Origin of the sequence: uncultured Cardiobacterium sp. (assembly GCF_938028825.1) — a bacterium.
Classification (GTDB): Bacteria; Pseudomonadota; Gammaproteobacteria; order Cardiobacteriales; family Cardiobacteriaceae; genus Cardiobacterium.
On record NZ_CALIZP010000066.1, the window covers coordinates 1 to 19510 of the forward strand.

The window sequence follows — 19510 nt, forward strand, 5'->3', positions numbered from 1 at the left end:
TGCCTTGCATCTGCCGTTTTTGCCGCAAAAATCCGCTGCGCAAGTCGAATGTCAACAGGCCCTGGGCTGTTTTTGCAACTATTGAGATGGGCGGATAACCTATGCGCATAAAGGGGTAAATCGCTATACAATGCCCGGCAAACAGCAACACAGGAGACTTGCATGACCACATCCAATTTCAACATCCGCCTCGACAACGATCTGAAAACCCGCGCCTTTGCCGTCATCGAACGTTTCGGCCTGACCCCGACCCAAGCGATGCGCATGTTCCTCACGCAAATCGCTGAGACCGACAGCGTGCCGCTCTCGCTGGACTATGCGCGGCAAAGCAGCACGCACACCCTGAGTCGCAACGGCGAAGCAATGTTGCGCGCATCCATTCGCGATATGGAAAATGGCGCTGCCAGTGACTTCGACAGCGTGGAAGCCTTAACTACGGCACTTACCCATGCGCAAAATTAAAACCAGCCATCGCTTTGACAAGATCTGCAAAAATTAGAACCGGAGACTTGCATGACCACATCCAATTTCAACATCCGCCTCGATAACGACCTGAAAACCCGTGCCTTTGCCGTCATCAAACGCTTCGGCCTGACCCCGACCCAGGCAATGCGCATGTTCCTCACGCAAATCGCCGAGACCGATAGCGTGCCGTTATCGCTGGATTATGCGCGCAGGCAGGGCGATTACGTGCCTAATGCCGAAACACGACAGGCCATTCGCGAGGCGCGGCTGGAACGGCAAACAGCATCCCGTTACCACACGGCTGAAGAAGCGGTAGCGGCCATCAGCGAGGCGGGTAATGGCTAGAGAAATTGTCTTCGGCAGCAAATTCAAGCGGGACATCAAGCAGCATTACCTAGCCCTGGCGGGTATCGCCTGGGCGGAAATCCTCTACCATCTCGCCCATGACCGGCCACTGCCCGACAAATACCGCGATCACGCCCTCAGTGGCGAGTGGGCGGGCTGCCGCGATTGCCACGTCAAACCCGACCTGGTGCTGATTTACGAAAAAATCGATAACGACCTGGTCTTAATCCGCCCCGGCACCCACGCCGAACTCTTCAGCTGAATAACGCACTCACTCACACCATGACCCTCACCCACGACATCCGCGAAGAACATCAACCGCTGGCTGGCTTCGTCGAAAAAGCCTACCTCGACTACGCCATGTACGTCATCCTTGACCGCGCCCTGCCGCATATCGGCGATGGTTTGAAACCCGTGCAGCGCCGCATCATCTATGCCATGAGCGAGCTTGGCCTCTCGCATCAGTCCAAGCACAAAAAATCCGCGCGCACCGTCGGCGACGTCATCGGCAAATACCACCCGCACGGCGACAGCGCCTGCTACGAAGCGATGGTGCTGATGGCACAGGACTTCGCCTACCGCTACCCGCTGGTGGACGGTCAGGGCAACTGGGGCAGCGCGGACGACCCCAAATCGTTTGCCGCGATGCGCTACACCGAAAGCCGCCTGACCGGCTACGCCAAGACTCTGCTCGCCGAACTCGACCAGGGCACTGTCGCCTGGGTTGCCAATTTCGACGGCACCCTGCAAGAACCCGCCCGCCTGTCCGCCCGCCTGCCGAACATCCTCCTGAACGGCGGCAGCGGCATCGCCGTCGGCATGGCGACCAACCTCCTGCCGCACAACCTGCGCGAAGTCGTCGCCGCCTGTCGTGCCCTCCTTGCCGACCCGCTGCTCACCGACGACCAAATCATGCAGCACATCCCCGCGCCGGATTTCCCGACCGGCGGCGAACTTGTCTCCTCCCGCGAAGAAATCGCCGCTCTCTACCGCACGGGGCGCGGCACCATCCGCCTGCGCGCCACCTGGCACCTCGAAGACGGCAACATCGTCATCGACCAACTGCCCTACCAGGTCTCCGGCAGCAAAATCCAGGAACAAATCGCGAGACAAATGCAGGCGAAAAAACTCGCCTGGCTCGAAGACCTGCGCGACGAATCCGACCACGAAAACCCCGTGCGCCTCGTCCTCATCCCGCGCTCGAACCGCGTCGATAATGAGCGCCTCATGCAGCACCTCTTTGCCACCACCGACCTCGAAAAACGCTACAGCGCACAAATGAACATGATCGGCCTCGATGGCCGCCCGCAAGTCAAAAACCTGCGGCAAATCCTCGGCGAATGGCTGGACTACCGCGAAGACACCGTGCGCCGCCGCCTGAATCACCGCCTCATCGCCGTCAACGACCGCCTGCACATCCTCGCGGGGCTCCTCACCGCCTACCTCAACCTCGACGAAATCATCCGCATCATCCGCAGCGAAGACGAACCGCGCCCCGTCCTCATGCACACCTTCAACCTCAGCGAAGCCCAGGCCGAAGCCATTCTGAACACCCGCCTGCGCCACCTCGCCCGCCTTGAAGAACAGCAAATCCGCGCCGAAGAACAAGCCCTTGCCGCCGAAAAACGCCGGCTCGACACACTCCTGCAAAGCCGCGCCAACCTCCTCGCCCTCATCAGCGACGAACTCGCCGCCGACGCCGAAACCTACGGCGACGCCCGCCGCACCACCATCTGCGAACGCGCAGCGGCGGTGGCGCTGGACGAAACCGAACTCACCCCCAGCGAAGCCGTCACCCTCATCCTCTCCAAAATGGGCTGGATACGCGGCGGCAAAGGGCACAACATCGACGGCGCGACCCTCGCCTACAAAAGCGGCGACGCCTACCTCACCCAAATCACCGGCCGCAGCAACCAGCAGGCCGCCCTGCTTGCCGACGACGGACGCTGCTACACCCTCGCCCTGCACGGCTTGCCGTCCGCGCGCGGCAACGGCGAACCGCTGACCAGCCGCCTCAGCATTGACGCCAACGCCCACATCATCGCCGCCGCCATCATCGACGACGAACGCCGCTACCTCGTCGCCGGCGACAACGGCTACGGCTTCATCACGCGCGGGCGCGATCTCGTCAGCAAAACCAAAAGCGGCAAGACCCTCATCAACCCCGGCAGCGGTCGCGCCATCACCTTGCAGCCCCTGCCGGAGGGCGGGGTGGACATCCTCGCCATCACCAACGAAGGCCGGGTTGCCCTCATCGACGCCGCCGAAATCCCCGAACTCGGCAAAGGCAAAGGCAGCCAGACCATTGCCATCGCCAAAAAAGCCTACGACGACAACGGCGTGCGCCTCACCCACATCTGCGCTTTTGCGCGCGGAAGCGACATCACCCTGTACAGCGGCAAACAGAAAATGACCATCCGCGCGGCAGAGCGCGACAACTACCACACCCCGCGCGGCCACAAAGGCAACCACCTGCCGAAAGGTTACCGCCACGTTGAGCGCATCGAAGTGCAGGCAGCGGCAGAGACGGCCGGTTCATGACCTGTCGGCGGGAATATCAATCCCAAGCAATAAAACGGTCTTCGCAGGGCGGGCTTTAAGCCCGCCGCTGCAATATCAATATTGATAGCGGGCTGAGGCCCGCCCCGCGCCGCTATCTTTTTCCCACGATTCCATATACCGCTTGCGTGGTTCAGACGCCTTTGCGCTCTGCCGGGAAGATGAGGCTTTTCGGGTCGCGACGGATTTCTTCTTTGAGGACGCCGCAGAACTGGCGCAGTTCCGGGAAACGGCTGTCGCGGGCGCGCAGGGCGATGCGCAGCGCCAGGTAGAAGCTGACCCAGAGGTTGACGAGGCCGATGGCAATCACCGCCAGGAAACCCTGTATGAACGCCCAGACGCCAAGCGGCTGACTGGCGGCGGCGTAGGCGAGATTCGCCGAGGAGAAGGCGATGTGGCGGATGTCCAGCGGCAGTTCGAGGGTTTTGCCTATCCACGGGGTGATGCCGAGCAGCAGGCCGAAGATGAAGTTGCTGGCAAGCGCGCCGAGGTGGTCGTGGATATAGTCGGCGATGCGCGCGCGCATTTTCGCAGTGGTGAGGCGGCGCAGCAGCGGGTTGACGCGCAGGCGTTCGCGCAGGCGCAGGTATTGGGCGCGGTTGTCGTAGTAGCCGGCGATGATGCCGGAGCAGAAGAGCCACACGGCGGCGATGGCGGCGTAGATGAGCGCGGCGGGCAGGCTGAGGGCGTGCAGCTGTTTGGCGGCGGTCGCGCCGCTGAGCAGGGCGGTGCCGTTGTTGGCGGCATATGTCCAGCTGATGAGCGCGGCGACGCTCATGGCGACGCTGATGTTGCCGAGCACGGCGGCCGTCTGCGAGCGGTTCACGTCGATGAGCAGTTGCGCGATTTTCCGCGCCGCCGCCCGTCCGCCGCTGCTTTTTTCCACGGCTTCGGCCATGCGCGCGGCGGTCATCGCCGGTTGTTTGGTGGCGACGGTGCAGTGGCAGAGGTAGATGAGGACGAAGCCGATGCCGTAGTCAAGGCTGGAAAGCAGGGTGTAGGTGTTGTAGCTGATGTCGAGGGTGCCGAGGTGGATTTTCAGCCCGGCCATGAGGGCGATGATGATGCCCGCCCCCGCCGCGCTGGCGAAGAGGCGGCCGAGGCTGCGCCAGTCGCGGGCGATGTAGTGTTCGCCGTGTGCGCTTTTGTGCTGGGTGATGGACTGGCTGAGGAGGTAGGCACTGCTGCGCCACAGATGGCGGATATTGCGGCGGCGCAGGCCGCTGTCGATGAGCTGTTTGATGAGCGCCAGCCAGCGCCGCGCTTCGTTTTCGCTGCTTTCGGCGGTCAGCACGGCCAGCAGGGCTTCGAGGCGGTCAAGGCTTTGTTTGAGGCGTTCTAACAGGTAGGCGGTTGCGAGCGAGCTGCCAGAGGCAATGGCACGGCTGCTCAGGTGATGCAGTTGTTGCCGCGCCTGGTCAATAAGGACATCCGCCTGGGCGAGAATGTCGGCGTCGGGCTGGCTGTCCGGTTCGTTGCGCCAGTTGTCGATAAGCCGTGCCAGTTCGCGTTCAAGCGAGACGAAGGGAGAATCAATGTCGAGCAGGCGTTTTTCGAGACGGATAAGGTCAGGCGCAAGGTCTTCGGCACTAAGACGGATGGCGAGCATTTCCAGCGCGTAGGTGAGTTCGTCGCGCATGAGCAGGCGGGTGCGGCGGCTTTGTTCGGCATCGGGGCTTAGGCGGGTGTAGAGGCCGACCCAATGCAGCGGACTTATGGTGGCAAGCCATTCGAGATCTTTGCTGCCGTTGAAGACGCTGTCGAGTACGTCTTGCAGCTGGCTTTCGTCAACTGGCAGCGGATTGATGCGGTCATAGAGCAGGGTGCGGGTTTCATGCAGGAAGCCGGTGCGCGCAAAGATGCCGACATTGACGAAGCTGGCATAGACGTGCATCGCTTGCAGCCACTGGTGCAGGACGCCGCCGATGTGCCTGCGCGCGGCGTCGCGTTCGTCGAGGGCGCGGTTGAAGGTGAGCAGGCGGTCGTTGGCCTCTGCCGCGCCGCCCCGGCGCAGCCATTCGGCAAGGTAGCGCAGCATGGTCAGGGCTTTTTCCTCGGCGGCAAGCAGGGTGATGAGGCCATCGGCATCGCAGGCGGCGATGGCGCGGCGTTCGCGCAGGGTGAGGGTTTTATCGGGCATGTCCGTGTTCCTCCTTCTATTTTTTGGGGCGGCAATCTTAATGGAAGACCGCGTGGTTGTCAGGTGTGGCTATATTTTCTGCTTATTGACGCAGGTCAATCGCCGCATTTCGATACTTCTCTACAATTTTAAAAAAATTTCACTTTTTATCCACAATAAGCAAGAACAGGAGCGCTTTATGCGAAAAACTTGGCTATCCCTCTCCGTTGCAGCATCCATGCTGGCCGCTGCCCCTCTCAGCTTTGCCGCAGAAGGCGCCCCGCACACCGGCGGCCTTGAAGGCTATAAAGTCGGTGTACAGGCCGAAGGCCTCGACAAACTGGAACGCGTCAAGCAGAAACTCGTTGCCCCGCCCGGCGTGCCAGAGCACACCCTCGAAGCGCCCGCCAAACCGCGCATCGTTGAAGTGGAAATGACTATCCAGGAAAAAGAAATTGAGGTAGAGCCAGGCGTGTTCATGTGGGCATTTGCGTTCGATGGCCATGTACCGGGTCCGATGATTGTCGTCCACCAAGATGATTACGTCGAACTCACCCTGAAAAACGACGCCAAGAACCAGCTCATCCACAATATTGACTTCCACGCTTCAACCGGCGCCCTCGGCGCAGGTGATTTGACTCACGTTGCACCGGGTCAGGAAGTTGTGCTGCGCTTCAAGGCAACCAAGCCGGGCGTGTTCATCTACCACTGCGCACCGGGTGGCGCGATGATTCCGTGGCACGTTGTGCATGGCATGAACGGCGCGATTCTCGTCATTCCGAAAGATGGCATTAAAGACAAGAACGGCAACAAGCTGACCTACGACAAGGCCTACTATATCGGCGAGCAGGATTTCTACATCCCGAAAGACGAAAAAGGCAACTACAAACGCTATGACAACCCGTCCGCCTCCTTTGCTGATGACAAGGCCGTAATGGATGGTCTGGTGCCGACCCATATCGTCTTCGGCGAAAGCAAAGGCTCGTTGGTTGGTGATAACGCCATGACCGCCAAAGTCGGCGAGACCGTGATGTTCTACCACTCACAAGCGAACCGCTACACCTACCCGCACATCATTGGCGGCCACGGTGAATACGTCTGGGAACGCGGCAACCTCGCCGACCCGCCGGCACAAGATCTGGAAACCTGGTCTATCGCCGCAGGTTCTGCCGGGGCGGCGATGTACACCTTCAAGCAGCCAGGTACCTATGCCTACGTTAACCACAACCTGATCGAAGCGTTCAACCTCGGTGCCGCTGGTCATATCCGTGTGGATGGCGAGTGGAACAACGACCTGATGGAGCAGGTCAAAGCGCCAGGCCCGATGGCGGGTGGCGGAGAGGCCAAAGCTCCTGCTGAACCGGCGAAAAAATAAGCCGCTCACAGCAAGCGAAAAGGAAGGCGCAAGCCTTCCTTTTTTGTGTCGGTTTGTTTCGTGCACGACAAAATCTCTTTGGATGGCTCCGTGTTTTCTTCATGCAAACGGCTTCATGCCGGGGTCTTCATTTTTGCTGCGCCCGCGGGGCTGTTTGTCCGTTCGGGATGCCGCCGCGAACATTGCCGCTTTTGCAGCCATACAACAATGCCGTCGCATGAAGGCAAAAAAATCCCCCTGCCACAGCAGGGGGGAATAACTCACACATTCAGGCATCTTGCCCCTTCCTCGCAATGCATCCTGCACAAGGTCGTGACCGTAACATTCTCGACCAAAGAATGTGCGCTTGTCCTAAGCTTACCGTCACACTTATATATATGCCTCAGCCATGCCAAACAGAAAAACATAATGAAAAACAGGTAATAACCACCAAAACGCAACCAAAAACATTACCGCTGTCTGACAAAAACCTGTCGGACGAAAACATCACGGGAAAGCGTTATTGTGGTAAAAAACACGCACTTCCCGCCTGAAAACGTTGCAAAAAAACTACACGCCAGCGAAAGGCGGCAAACATTACGGGTGCCGTAAAAAGTCATTAACTGACGTTAATAAAACATTCATCTGCCGTAATGCGCCCCTGTAAAAAAACCAAACAGAAAAATCAGAAAAAAACGCCGTAAAAACAAGGTGGAAAGCAAAACAGCGCCACTATAATGCCGCGTCATCACAACAAAAAACGCAGACATCATCATGACAACCGCAGTGACCGGCGCAACCCTCTACGAGAAACACGTCAAAATCCGCCCGCGCCCCGTCAAAGGACGCTTCGCCAGCCTGCGCAAAACCGCCGTGCTGGTGCTGCTCGGCATTTTCCACCTTCTGCCCTTCTTTCAGTGGGGCGGACGCCAGGCCATTTTTTTCGACCTGCCGCACCGCCGTTTCTACATCTTCGGCCTCAACATCTGGCCGCAAGACTTCATCCTGCTCACCTTCATCCTGCTCGGCCTTGCGTTGCTGCTCTTCTTCGCCACCGCCCTCATGGGGCGCGTCTGGTGCGGCTATGCCTGCCCGCACACCGTGTACACCGAAGTCTTCCTCTGGATCGAGCAGAAAATCGAAGGCAACCGTTCCGAGCAGCTCAAACTCGCGCGCGAACCGTGGCGTGGCAGGAAAGGGCGCAAGCGCATCCTCAAATACACGCTGTGGATACTCGTCGCCTGCGCGGCGGGCATCGGTTTCGTCGGCTACTTCACCCCCATCCGCCGGCTCATCCCGGACTTCTTCACCTTGCGTGCAGGCGCGAACGCCTACCTGTGGATCGCCCTCTACGGCGGCTTCTGCTATCTGCAAGCGGGTATTGTGCGCGAACAATTCTGCAAATACCTCTGCCCCTACGCCCGCTTCCAAGGGGCGATGTTTGACAGCGACACTCTCATCATCGCCTACGACCCCAAACGCGGCGAACCGCGCCACCGCCTGAAAAAACAGGATCGCGACCACCCCGAAACCCTCGGCTTCTGCGTGGACTGCACCATGTGCGTACAAGTCTGCCCGACCGGTATCGACATCCGCGACGGCCTGCAACAAGAGTGCATCGCCTGCGCCGCCTGCATCGACGCCTGCGACAACATGATGGACCAAATCAAGGCACCGCGCGGCCTAATCCGCTACACCTCGACCAACCGCCTTGCGGGCAGACACACCCGCCTGCTGCGCCCGAAAACCCTCGCTTACGGCCTGGTGCTGGCCGCTGCCGCGACGCTCTTCACCCTGAGCATCACCGGCAAGAGTGATCTCGACGTCAACATCCTGCGTGACCGCAACGTGCTGGCGCGGAAAATCAGCGGCGGACGCATCCAGAACATCTACACCGTGAAAATCCTCAACAAAACCGAGCACCCGCGCCGCTTTACCCTGGGCGTCGCCGGCATCGACGGTGCGGAAATCGACGGCAAAACCCGCCTTAATGTTGGTGCCGGTGCCGTGTCCGAAACCGTGCTGCGCGTCAACATCCCGCGCAACAACCTCACCGGCAACAACATGAACATCGACTTCATCATCACCCCCGACGACAACCCCGCCGCCGCCCGCCGCGAAACCGGCAAATTCCTCAGCCCATAATGAACACCGACAACCGCCCGTGGTACAAAAACCACATCCTGCTGCTCATCATCGCCATCCCGCTTGCCACCGTCTGCGGCAGCATCTACACCATCTACCTCGCCATCAGCAGCAAAGAAGCGCCCGTGCTGGCCGACTACTACAAAACCGGCCTCTCGCCGCAAAAACGCGACAGCGGCCACACCGGCATCACCGCCACGCTTGACATCGACGGCGGCGCCATCACCCTCGACCGCACGCCGCCCGCCATCGAGCCGCTGACCCTGCAACTGCAACACGCTGGCAAGGCGAAATACGACCAAAGCCACACCCTCACCGCCACCGCACCGAACCACTACCCGTTGCCGCCCGCCCTGCGCGACACATTGAAACAGGCGACGTGGTACCTCACGCTCGCCCCCGCCGACAACAGTTGGCAAATCAAGGGCAAACGCCAACATCCCAAACACGGCGAACCCGCGCCCGCCCGCGAAGCCGTCATCCGCCTTGATAATCCCTGAAAAAAAGCCCGCGCGTGCGGGCTTTTTTCGTCTGTGCGGACGCGCGGTCAGTGCGGCAGGCTGGCGGCGATAGCCTGGGCGAGTTCGCGGACGGCGGTGGCCGTCGCGGCGACGAGGCTGTCCGGGTCGGTTTGGGTGAGCGGAATGAGGCGGCGGTATTCGTGGTTCTCCGGCGTGTCGCTGTCGCGGCGGGTGTTCTGCCACTGCGCGCTGATGCGGTATTGCCCCGCCTGCACGTCGGCGATGAGTTCGCGGATTTGCAGGTCGATGAGGATGTCCGGGCGGTTGTTTTCGCCAAGCGGGTAGGTGTAGGTGCGGCTGTTGTTTGTGGCGGCGGCGAGTGCCTGGCGCAAGACGTCGCGCAGGTTGTCCCGGAAGGGGTAGATCCAGTGGTGGCTTTTGTCGAGGGTGATGCGCCCCGCGCCGTCGTAATAGGTGAGGTATTCGTTTTCGTAGTAGGGCGGCAGCTCGGTGTAGCGGATGGCGGTCGGTGTGCCCTGGCGGGCCGGGATGGTGCTGATGTCCGGGCGCAGGCTGTGGTAGGTGTCCGGTACGCCGCCGCAGGCGGCAAGCAGCAGGGCCATGGCGGTGAGGGCGAGGGGGCGTTTGGGCAAGCGGCGGGTGGTTTTTGCCCAGGCGGGGCGATAAGGAGGCTTTGTTTCGCGGTGCGGGATGTTTGGGGCAATGGATATGCCGTGGCTGTTGCCCCCCCCTTCCGCCCTTCGGGCACCTTCCCCCGCAAGCGGGGGAAGGGTCTGGTTGGGCAGGCCGGGGCTGATGATGTTTTCCGGGCGCATGTTTATTCTCCCATGATAAGGACGTTGGGTTTGTCGTCGATTTTGCGCATGACGCCGTTGATGCTTTTCATGCTTTGCTGGACGCTTTTCAGGGTTTCTTGCAGGGTGTAGTAGAGGTTGCTGTCCGGGCCGATGCCGTAGAGGGTTTTTTCCAGTTGTTTGCCGAGGGTTTTGAGCTGCTGGTCGAGTTGTTTGAGGGCGCGGTCGGTGCTGTCGCCCGCTTTTTGCACGCTCGCCAGGGTGCGGTCGAGTTGTTTCAGGGTTTTGTCGAGGCTGCCGCCGAGTCCTTTTACCGCCTGGGTGTCAAGGGCTTTTTTCAGCGCGGCGGTGGCGTCTTTGGCGTTCTCGCCGATTGCTTCAAGCGGCATTTTTTTGACGGTGGCGACGATGGCACCGAGGTCGTCGGTGAGTTTGCTGATGCCGCCGGGGCGTGAGGGCAGGACGAGATAGTTGCTGTAAGCGTCTTTGCGGAAGCCGCCTTTTTCGTCCGGGTACTGGTTCAGGGTGATGATTTTTTCGCCGGTGATGAGGTTGCCGTTGTCCAGGGTCGCCTGCAGGCCGCCTTTGACGAGTTCAGCGATGATGTTGCGGTTTTCGCTGCCTTCCGGTTTGTTGACGCGTTCGATGCGTTCCGGCTCGATTTCGATGAGTACGGGCACGGCGGCTTTGTTGGTTTTTTCGTCGTAAAGCAGATGGACTTCGACGACGGCGCCGATGACGATGCCGCTGAAGTAGATGGCCGCGCCAGGGTTCAGGCCGCGTGTGTCGTCGAAATAGACGACGTAGTATTCTTTGCGGAAGCCGGTACGCTCGGTGGTGGCGCGTTCGTTCGGGTAGAGCGTGTAGGCGGCGCCGTTTTGCGCGAGGGTGTCGTTGGTGTTGAGGGTGGTCGGGGTGCTGAAGGTGATGCCGCCGCGCACGAGGGTTTCGAGGGAGTGCATTTCGAGGTTGGCCCCGTTCGCGCCCATGTTGAAGCTGATGCCGCTGATGGTCCAGAAGCGGGTGTTGGTGGTGATGAGCTTGTCGTAGGGCGCGTGGATGAAGGCGGTGAGGGTGATGTGGTCGTAGTGTTCGCTGAAGCGGATTTGTTCGATTTGCCCGACGGGGACGCCCCGGTAGTAGATGGCGGTGCCGACGTTGATACCTTCGGTGCTGTCGGTGTTCAGACGGATGCGCAGCCCTTCTTCGTCGTTCTGGATTTGCGGCGCTTCTTCGAGGGCGACAAAGTGGTTGGCGCTTTCTTCTTCTTTGCCGGGGCTGACGGCGATGTAGTTGCCGGAGATGAGGGTGCCGAGGCCGGTCACGCCGCCGGTCGAGATTTGCGGTTTGACGACCCAGAACTGGCTGTCTTTTTTCAGGAGCGGTTCGGCGGTACGCTGCATTTGCGCGGTAACGATGATTTGTTTGAGGTCGTGCGAGAGGTCGATGCGGGTCACGGTGCCGACTTCGAGGTCTTTGTAGCGGATTTTGGTTTTGCCGGCGTCCAGTCCTTCGGCGCTGGTGAAGGCGATGCGGATGACGGGGCCGATCTGGCTGAGGTGCGTGTAGGCGAGCCACAGGCCGATGCCGAGGGCGATGACGGGCAGTATCCAGAGCCAGGTCAGGCGGTTGCGGGCGATTTCAGGTTCTTGCATTGTTGTTCCCGGTAGTTGTCCCAGAGGAGGCGGATGTCGTAGCTTTCGGTCGCAAGCATGGTGAAGATGACGACAGCGGCGAAGGCGAAGATGCCCGGCGCGGGGTCGATTTGCGCGAAGCGGCCATGCACCAGCGCGCCGAGCAGGGCGACGACGAAGACGTCAATCATCGACCAGCGCCCGACGAAGTGGATCATCTGGTAGAGGCGGGTGTGCAGGCGCGGCGGGCGGCGGCCGTCGCTGCGGTAGGCGAGCAGGTAGAGCAGCACGGCAATTTTCATGAAGGGGGTGAAGACGCTGGCGAGGAAGATGACCAGCGCGATGCCGTAGGAGCCGTGGTGCCAGAGCAGGGCGATGCTGCTCATGATGGTGTCGGCCTGCGGCGGCTGGGTGAGGTAGGTGGTGTTCGTTATCGGCAGCAGGTTGGCGGGGAAGAAAAGGATGATGGAGGTGGCGAGATACGCCCAGGTGCGGCTGTAACTCGCGGGTTTGCGGCGGTGCAGGTGGCCGTGGCAGTGCGGGCAGCGGGTGGCGGGCGCGGCGGTGACGGTGGCGCAGTCGAGGCAGAGGAGGAGGTTGTGCGCGCTTGCGGTGTCGTCAGGGGTCATGGCGGTGTTTTTCCGGTTCGTAGGCGAGGAAGACGGCATCGCTCAGGTCGAAACTGAGGGTGACGAAAACGGAGCAGAACATCAGCGCACAGAACGCCCAGAAGCCCGGCTCGAAGTGCACACTCGCCAGTTGCAGGATTTTGACGAGGGTGACGATGACGCCGATGAGATAGACTTCAAGCATATTCCACGGCGCCATATGCGTCATCCAGTGCAGGAAGTTGCGCGAGATGTCGTTCAGGAAGCGGTAGCGGAAGCTGATGATGACCCACAGCACGGCGAGCAGGTACCACAGCGGCATGACGATGATGAGCATGAAGACGATGATGCCGAGGATGTGCAGGTCGTTATCAAACAGTGCCTTGATGCTGGAAAAGACGGAGATGGTGGTCGCGTCCCCGCCCATGATCAGGGTGATGAAGGGGAAGCTGTTGGCGACGATGAAAAGGATGAGCGCGGTCAGCGCGTAGATGAAGGCTTTGCGGAAATCGGCGAGGCCGTCGTCGATTTTGCTGCCACAGGTGGTGCAGTAGGCGTTTTCGCCGGGGCGCAGCGCCTTGCGCTGATAGAGGGCGTCGCAGTAGGGGCAGACGAGCAGTTCGCGGTGCAGCATTTGCGGGGGCAAAAAATCCGGCACCCCTTGGGGTGCCGGATGGTCAGGGGATGGTTTAGTTACGGTTGAAGGCGGAAAGCAGCTCCAACAGGCTGAGGAAAATGTTGAAAACGTCCAGAAAAAGTTCCAGTGTCGCTGAAATGTAATTGGTTTCTTCACCTTCGATGATACGGCTGGTGTCATAGAGGACATAGCCGGAGAAGATGACCAGGAAAGCAGCCGAGCAGGCAACACTGAGCGCGGTCATGTGGAAGAGCAAGGCACCTATGCTGGCCAGGAGAGCTACCAGTAGACCAGTGAAAAGGAAACCGCCGAGGAAGGTGAAGTTGGTGCCGGTAAAGAGCACATAGGCAGACAGGGCGAAGAAGATGATGCCCGTGCCGACCAGTGCTTTCACCACGACGCTGCCCATACCCGCGCTCATGAAAAGCGTCAGCAGGTTGGAAATGCTGAAACCGAGGAAGCCGGTAAAGGCGAAGAGCAGGATGATGCCGAGCCCATTGTTACGGTTGGCCCGCACACCGAAAATCAGACCGAAGGCACCGACGAAATAGAGCAGGGTTGGCACACGGATACCCATCCGCATGCCGAAATACGCACACAGCGCGCTGAACAGCACATTCATGCCAAGCAGGATGTAGGTTTGACGCAGCACCTTGTTGCGCGCGAGGATACCCTCTTGCGAGAGGGTTTCAATAGTACGGGGATTCATGTTGTTCATGAGGACTCCTGATAGGTTGGGGTTGAAAACGAAAAGGATTGTGGGGGAAGAAAGGCGGAAAGTAAAGGGCGGAACCTAACATTTCACCAGCGAGCAGACGGCGATGTCCCGCAACTTGTCGCGCCCGTGCAGCCCCACGATTTCCATCAGGAAGGCCGCACCGATCACCTGGGCGCCGAGACTGCGCAGCAGCTCGATGCAGGCGGCCATCGTGCCGCCTGTGGCGAGCACATCATCAACCATCATCACCCGTACCCCTGATTTGACGTCATCCTTGTGAACTTCAAGGGTATCCTGCCCATATTCCAGATCAAACGTGATGCGGCTGACCGCGCGCGGCAGCTTGCCCGGCTTGCGCAGCGGAATAAAGCCAATGCCGAGCCGCTGCGCGAGGGCGGCGGCAAAAATAAACCCGCGTGCCTCCGGACAGGCGAGTACATCGGGGCGGTGTCCCGCCTCCTCGCAAAACTGCGCCATCTCCTCAATCGCCGCCGAAAAACCGGGGCCGTCGGCGAGCAGCGGGGTGATGTCCTTAAAAATAATGCCTGCTTTCGGATAATCGGGAATATCCTTGATCAGCGTGTGCCAAGACATAAAAATCCTTACAGAAAAAGTGGAAACCGCATTCTAGCAAAGCGCGCAAACTTGCGCGCAGCCGCGATAATCCCGACAATGCCGCGCTTTTCCGGCCATCCCTGATATGGGTATCTGCCCATTGGGGAGAAAGTTGAATAAACCGCGATTGGCGACAAAGACCCCGGCGATTCCCCGCTTGACCAGGCAAGCACCTTGTCGGGAAAAGATCAGGGTGCTTTGTCATGTACAAAAACACAGCCCACACAACCATGCCCACCTCACGCATCCTGCGCCGGGACGACCTCACCCTGCAAACCCTCTACGAACACAACTACTGCCAGTTCCGCCTCATCCTGCCCGAACCGCCGCCGGATGACGGCTGGTACGCCCTGCTCGCACCCGGCCGCCCCGCCGCCTATCTGCGCCGCCTCAACCAAAGCCGCTACACCGGCGACTGGCAACTCGGCCATTACTACCCGCACAAAACCCGCCGCCGCTTCGCCCCCGACTACCGCATCCGCATCTACCACGACGCCCGCCTCGCCGAAGCACGGCTCGAACTCGACTTGCCGCTGCGCAAACTGCGCACCGCCAAATTCGCCCACAACCGCGCCCTCGCCGAATGGCTGGACTACTGCCGCCGCTATCAATACCGCCTGCACGGCACCGCCCTCACCGCTCCGCTCAACATCGCATGACTGACCGAAAAGCCTCCCGCCCACAAAAAAAGCCACGCCCTCATTGGGGGAGGCGCTGGGGACTCGAAGCACCCGCGTCAGCGCGAAAGGGCCGGATAAATCCGCGCAGCGACAAAACCCGGTAACAGCGCCCAGGGGCCGTTGACATTCGACCTGCGCAGCGGATTTTTGCGGCAAAAACGGCAGATGCAAGGCAGAAAGCGCAGTAAGGTTGGATACCTTGCGAGCATTTTTATAGTCGCTTCAAATAGGACTGATACGGTGTTGGCGCGCCGCCTTGTCTCAATCCTGTTTGAAACGACTATAACGCAGCAGCTGCCGGATTTTGGCCGAAAAGCCGCCGCAATGTTGAGCGTCAACAGCCCCTGGTACCACCACCCACCCACAAAACACACCCCATGAACACCCGTCGTCTCATCCTCGCCATCCTCGTCGCCCTCGGCATCCTCACCCTCATCCCCGGCATCACCCTGCCGATGATGACCGTGAAAAAACTCGTCCTCGTCAAAAACACCTTCACCGTCCTCTCCGGCATCGGCGCGCTGCTCGCCGACAAAACCTTCGGCCTCGGCCTGCTCCTGCTCGGCTTCAGCGTCATCTTCCCGCTTGCCAAATACGCGGTGATGGCGGCGTATCTCTACTACTACCCGCCGATTCCGACGACACTCGCCCACTGGCAGCACTGGCTGGGGAAAATCGGCAAATTCTCGATGCTGGACGTCTTCGTCGTCGCGCAAATGCTGATGATCCTGAAACTCGGCTGGCTGGTCGAAGTGCAAATCCACAGCGGCATCTACTGGTACAGCACGACCGCCCTCCTCTCGCTTATCGCCGGCATCTGGATCGAACACGACATCAAACAGCGGATGCGTGCTGACTAGCCATGCGTCAAACCCGACAATTACGCCGCTTGGTGGACTAAATATTGATGCCGCTTGGCGATGTGCAAAGCAGCCATAAAAACAGCCGCCCGCAGGCGGCTGTTTTTATGGGGTTTACGAGGGTATCGCGTTATGGCGCATAACGATCGTTGACATTGGTTTGTGCCGGGGCACTGCCGCCGCCGTAGTTTTGGCCGCCATCATCACCCTGGAAGGTGTTGGTGCCGACTTTGGTCGCGCCGAATACGCCGCCCCAGTCGCCCACTTCGTAGGCAGAGCCGTATTTGTTGGTGGCTTTCACGGAGTTGAAGCTGCCGCCCATTTCATCTGCCTGGCTGCCGTAGAAAGCGGCGCGGAAGTCGGCCTCGTCGTCGCCGGGGGCGTAGGTGCGGTCGGCGGTGCCGATGACGGTGTTGCCGATCACATCCCCGTTGAAGGTCACGAGTTTGTCTTTATAGACGCCGGGTTTGTCCAGTTGCTCCAGCCAAGCGTTATAGACATCGCCAGTGACTTTCTTGGTGCCGAAGTTCACGTCTGCTTCAACGAAGTTGCCCAAGCCGAGGGTATGAGCGGTCGCATTGCTGCCGCCGGTGCCGTCAAAGGCGTTCGGCAGGTCTTGCCGGGTGTTATTGGTGCGGACGCCGTGGAAGCTGTTGTCGATGCCGTACATCAGCGCGTGGCCTTCGTAACGTGCGACCTGGTTGGACGGCAGGGCGTTCATCTGGTCAATGGTGGTTTCATCCACGCCACGGAAGAAGTAGTTATCGACGCTGTCATCAGTGCCTTTTTTCTCAAACGGTGCGCGCAGGAAGCCGTTCGGCAGGAGATTGGCACCGCTCGCGGTGAGGTCGAGGTTGGAGGTAACCCGGCCGTACTGCACTTTTTGCAAGGTGATCGGTTTCGCGCCGATGCTGTATTGCGTCGGTTTGCTGTCCAGATCCGCGCGGTAGCCTTGCGCCGTAGGCGTTGCCAAGGTGCCTTCCACCTGCGAGACGAAGGAACGCGCGCCGGAGTAGCTGTTCATGCTCATCGCCTTGACGACGCGGTCATCCTGGTCGGCATAGGCGAGGTGGTAATGGCCAAAGATGCGGGTCGTAGTCTTGTGGTGGTCATTCCAGCGGGCGCCGTCGAACTTCAGCTCTTCGCCAAGGGTTTTCGTTTGCAGCTCCCCATTCCCCGCCTGCGGCTGACCTTCACCATGATTGCCATAACCACCGATGCGAATGAGGCCGTTGGTGATGTCGCCGGTCGGCTGGATTTCTACATCGCGGTCGCGGGCGTTGGTGCCGTCGTTGGTATTGTTCGCCCAAACCAAGTCTTCTTTGCCCTCGCCACAGTCGCTGCCGCCGGGGCAGTTTTCGGTGTTGATGTCCACCCGGCGGGCGCGCGGGTTCCAGCCTTCGCTGGTTGCCCAGTTTTCAAAGGCGCTGTCCTGGGTACTCCACCAGATGAGGTTGGCGCCGTATTTGTTTTCGTATTCGGGCTTGTAGCCAGGAGTACCCGGTTTCCAGATACGTTCGTCGGCGAAGCGGACGACGCGGTCGTCTTCTTTCCAGCCGATGTAGGGCGGGCCGCGGAATTCACCGCGCTGACCACCACCGAGGTTGGTGGGGTCTTTCCATCGCGCCCATTGGAGTTGGGTGGTGAAAGTAGTGGGATCGCACGCACGCCCGCTACCACCACTGCCGGGTGAATTAGAAGTACAGCCTGCCCCACTTCTTGCATTGCTTATTCCGCCACCTTGGGAAACATAGGCATAAGCCGCATCATCGTCATCCGTATATTCCTCGGACGAGATGGCAGAAGTCCAATTCGAATAAGTGGTCTCATAGTGGCTAAAAATTCGCTGTCCGGTTACGGGATCGGTTGTATATACGGCAGTATCCGACCAATCACGATAAGGCGTGGTGTAAGTCGTACGCCAGTTATTTTCCAATGTCCATTCCCATTCGTTGGCGACCGGGTTGACCAGCGGGCGGATGGATTTGTTCTGACGGATGGCGGTGTATTCTTCGCGTTCAAGATAGATGTGTTCGTGGTCAAGCGGGTCGCCATTGGCCGTTGTGCCGCCGTTCAGGGCGTTGTTGCTGCCTTCCGTGTAGGGTCTGTTCGGGTAGGCGAAGCGGTCTTTGCTGTACTTCGGATAGGCGCCGTTCGGCCAGCTTTGCTGATAGTTGTAGGTGACACTGCCCAAGGTGTGGCCTGTCGCGCGGTCAAGCCTTTGCGTATGGCTGACGGTCCCGGAGAAAGCGCCGGGGCTGCCGCTTCGTCCCTGCCAGTTGACGAGGTTGTACTTTTTGGCGTCATCGTTGCTGGTTGGGCCGCTATCGCTGTCTGAACCGTTGTAAGCGTTCGTCCCTGTTGCGTCATCCGGGACGTTGTTGTGGCCGAGCGAGGCATTGTTAACATCCCCGATATTGCGCCATCTGTTGGCAGGGGCGACATCGGCAGGATCTGTCGGGCTGTCATCCACGCCGGTGGGGAAGTTGCCGTAGCGCTCTTTTATATTGGCGAAATTGCCGGATGCGCCGTGGTTTTTGGTACCGGTATTGACCGGGTGGCGGGAGTTATCAACGACATTCGTATTTACCCAGCCCGGATGGTTTATCAGTTTCTCTTGTAATTGATCAATGGACATATTGTCCAAGGTAGAAGGCGGGGGAGGCGCTATCGTTGCTATTCCCGTGTCTGACGGGTGTTCCAGGCGGTTGTTTGCCGGGTCCACTGCGTTGGGATAATCCACAAAGGGCTGCCGATATTCGTAACGCGGGGTATAGACATAGGTGACGCGTTCGCGGGTAAATTCGCCGTCGCGGTCAGTGTTGTTCTGGATGTGGGTGTCGATGTTGTGGGTGGTGGGGTCGAGGCGGTTGTCCGGGTCGGAAAACTTCGCCAAGCCGACCTGCTTGAACGCCCCGGCGAGGACATCCACGTTTTTGAAGTTTTCCGTTTGCAGGCTGTCGGTGTCGTGCGGTTTGCCTGCGGCAGTCAGCGGCTCGACATTGGTGCCGCCGGCGAATTGGGCGCGGACGGCCTGCCCTTCGTTGTAGTCAAGGTCCCGACGGGCAAGGACGATGTTGGTCAGTTTCGGGTTCTGTTCGTTCAGGGAAACACCGAGCAGCGGGGTGGCGGATGCCATCTGGTCGCGGTTGTTGGCGCGGTCGTATTGCGAACCGTCGCGGCGGATGTATTGCAGGCCGCCGACGGTGCTTTCTTTACTCAAATCGCGGTTGTCCACCACATGGGTGTTGGTGGGGTCAACCAGCGCCCGGTCGTCACGCCCCGGCTGGTTGTTGTCGTTATTGTCCGGCTGCGGGGTCGGGGTCGGCACCGGATCAACATGGGGCGGCGTGGTGGCATCATCGCTGCCGCCGCAAGCGGTGGTGCCAAGCGCGATGATGACGGCAATAGTCAGGTTGTTCAGTTTCATTGTGTCCTTCCATTTTTTCAGGGTTGCCCCGCGATGGTGCGGGTTCGTTTTGTGCCGTTTGTTAC

General features: G+C 59.8%; 17 protein-coding genes. 9 read left to right on the forward strand and 8 right to left on the reverse strand.

Translation table 11 applies throughout. The features are described 5' to 3' along the window. Positions 1–162 precede the first annotated feature (162 nt). Genes Q0562_RS10065 through parC form a run of 4 tightly spaced genes read left to right on the forward strand, consistent with a single transcriptional unit; the run spans position 163 to position 3351 of the window. Entirely contained in the window at positions 163–462 is a 300-nt protein-coding gene (locus tag Q0562_RS10065) for a type II toxin-antitoxin system RelB/DinJ family antitoxin (RefSeq protein ID WP_298644003.1), read from the forward strand. 51 nt (positions 463–513) lie between these two features. Then, positions 514–810: a type II toxin-antitoxin system RelB/DinJ family antitoxin gene (locus Q0562_RS10070; RefSeq protein ID WP_298644006.1), complete on the forward strand. Its 297-nt coding sequence runs from the start codon at positions 514–516 to the stop codon at positions 808–810. Next, on the forward strand, positions 803–1072 hold the full coding sequence (locus Q0562_RS10075; RefSeq protein WP_298644009.1) for a type II toxin-antitoxin system YafQ family toxin: 270 nt from the start codon (positions 803–805) through the stop codon (positions 1070–1072). The genes Q0562_RS10070 and Q0562_RS10075 overlap by 8 nt, the downstream gene beginning before the upstream one ends. Positions 1073–1092: 20 nt before the next feature. Beyond that, on the forward strand, positions 1093–3351 hold the full coding sequence (gene parC / locus Q0562_RS10080) for a DNA topoisomerase IV subunit A (protein WP_298644012.1): 2259 nt from the start codon (positions 1093–1095) through the stop codon (positions 3349–3351). 151 nt (positions 3352–3502) lie between these two features. On the opposite strand, the gene Q0562_RS10085 is transcribed toward parC, so the two are convergent. Then, positions 3503–5509, reverse strand: coding sequence for a recombinase (locus Q0562_RS10085; RefSeq protein WP_298644014.1), 2007 nt, complete (start codon positions 5507–5509; stop codon positions 3503–3505). Between the two features lie 178 nt (positions 5510–5687). Here Q0562_RS10085 and nirK point away from each other — a divergent pair, with 178 nt between their 5' ends. The 3 genes from nirK to Q0562_RS10100 all read left to right on the forward strand — a co-directional run bounded on the left by nirK (position 5688) and on the right by Q0562_RS10100 (position 9487). Then, complete coding sequence (gene nirK, locus Q0562_RS10090; protein WP_298644017.1) at positions 5688–6863, forward strand: copper-containing nitrite reductase; 1176 nt, start codon at positions 5688–5690, stop codon at positions 6861–6863. A gap of 753 nt (positions 6864–7616) precedes the next feature. Further along, positions 7617–8987 carry a cytochrome c oxidase accessory protein CcoG gene (gene ccoG, locus Q0562_RS10095; RefSeq protein WP_298644020.1) on the forward strand — a complete coding sequence of 457 codons (1371 nt, stop codon included), beginning with the start codon at positions 7617–7619 and terminating at the stop codon, positions 8985–8987. Continuing rightward, the gene (locus tag Q0562_RS10100; RefSeq protein ID WP_298644023.1) at positions 8987–9487 is read left to right on the forward strand and encodes a FixH family protein; all 501 of its coding nucleotides are present in this window, start codon (positions 8987–8989) and stop codon (positions 9485–9487) included. Before ccoG ends, Q0562_RS10100 begins: the two co-directional genes overlap by 1 nt. A gap of 47 nt (positions 9488–9534) precedes the next feature. Here Q0562_RS10100 and Q0562_RS10105 read toward each other — a convergent pair whose 3' ends face one another. The 6 genes from Q0562_RS10105 to Q0562_RS10130 all read right to left on the reverse strand — a co-directional run bounded on the left by Q0562_RS10105 (position 9535) and on the right by Q0562_RS10130 (position 14454). Next, a complete protein-coding gene (locus tag Q0562_RS10105) occupies positions 9535–10284 on the reverse strand; it encodes an ABC-type transport auxiliary lipoprotein family protein (RefSeq protein ID WP_298644026.1) in 750 nt (249 codons plus the stop codon). A gap of 2 nt (positions 10285–10286) precedes the next feature. Beyond that, entirely contained in the window at positions 10287–11918 is a 1632-nt protein-coding gene (locus Q0562_RS10110; protein ID WP_298644029.1) for an MlaD family protein, read from the reverse strand. Next, positions 11885–12526, reverse strand: a complete 642-nt coding sequence (locus Q0562_RS10115; protein ID WP_298644032.1) for a paraquat-inducible protein A — start codon at positions 12524–12526, stop codon at positions 11885–11887. Before Q0562_RS10115 ends, Q0562_RS10110 begins: the two co-directional genes overlap by 34 nt. After that, positions 12516–13151: a paraquat-inducible protein A gene (locus Q0562_RS10120; RefSeq protein WP_298644035.1), complete on the reverse strand. Its 636-nt coding sequence runs from the start codon at positions 13149–13151 to the stop codon at positions 12516–12518. Before Q0562_RS10120 ends, Q0562_RS10115 begins: the two co-directional genes overlap by 11 nt. A 43-nt stretch (positions 13152–13194) precedes the next feature. Further along, positions 13195–13851 (reverse strand): Bax inhibitor-1 family protein, encoded by a 657-nt coding sequence (locus Q0562_RS10125; RefSeq protein WP_298644038.1) that lies wholly within the window; start codon positions 13849–13851, stop codon positions 13195–13197. A gap of 84 nt (positions 13852–13935) precedes the next feature. Next, positions 13936–14454 (reverse strand): adenine phosphoribosyltransferase, encoded by a 519-nt coding sequence (locus Q0562_RS10130; RefSeq protein WP_298644039.1) that lies wholly within the window; start codon positions 14452–14454, stop codon positions 13936–13938. A 251-nt stretch (positions 14455–14705) separates the two neighbouring features. Between Q0562_RS10130 and Q0562_RS10135 the strand changes: the two genes are divergently transcribed. Together Q0562_RS10135 and Q0562_RS10140 are read left to right on the forward strand one after the other, a co-directional pair. Further along, positions 14706–15134, forward strand: a complete 429-nt coding sequence (locus Q0562_RS10135) for a DUF1249 domain-containing protein (protein ID WP_298644042.1) — start codon at positions 14706–14708, stop codon at positions 15132–15134. Positions 15135–15532: 398 nt separating this feature from the next. Continuing rightward, on the forward strand, positions 15533–16015 hold the full coding sequence (locus Q0562_RS10140) for a paraquat-inducible protein A (RefSeq protein ID WP_298644044.1): 483 nt from the start codon (positions 15533–15535) through the stop codon (positions 16013–16015). Positions 16016–16145: 130 nt separating this feature from the next. On the opposite strand, the gene Q0562_RS10145 is transcribed toward Q0562_RS10140, so the two are convergent. Continuing rightward, positions 16146–19445: a transferrin-binding protein-like solute binding protein gene (locus tag Q0562_RS10145; RefSeq protein WP_298644046.1), complete on the reverse strand. Its 3300-nt coding sequence runs from the start codon at positions 19443–19445 to the stop codon at positions 16146–16148. Between the last annotated feature and the right edge of the window lie 65 nt (positions 19446–19510).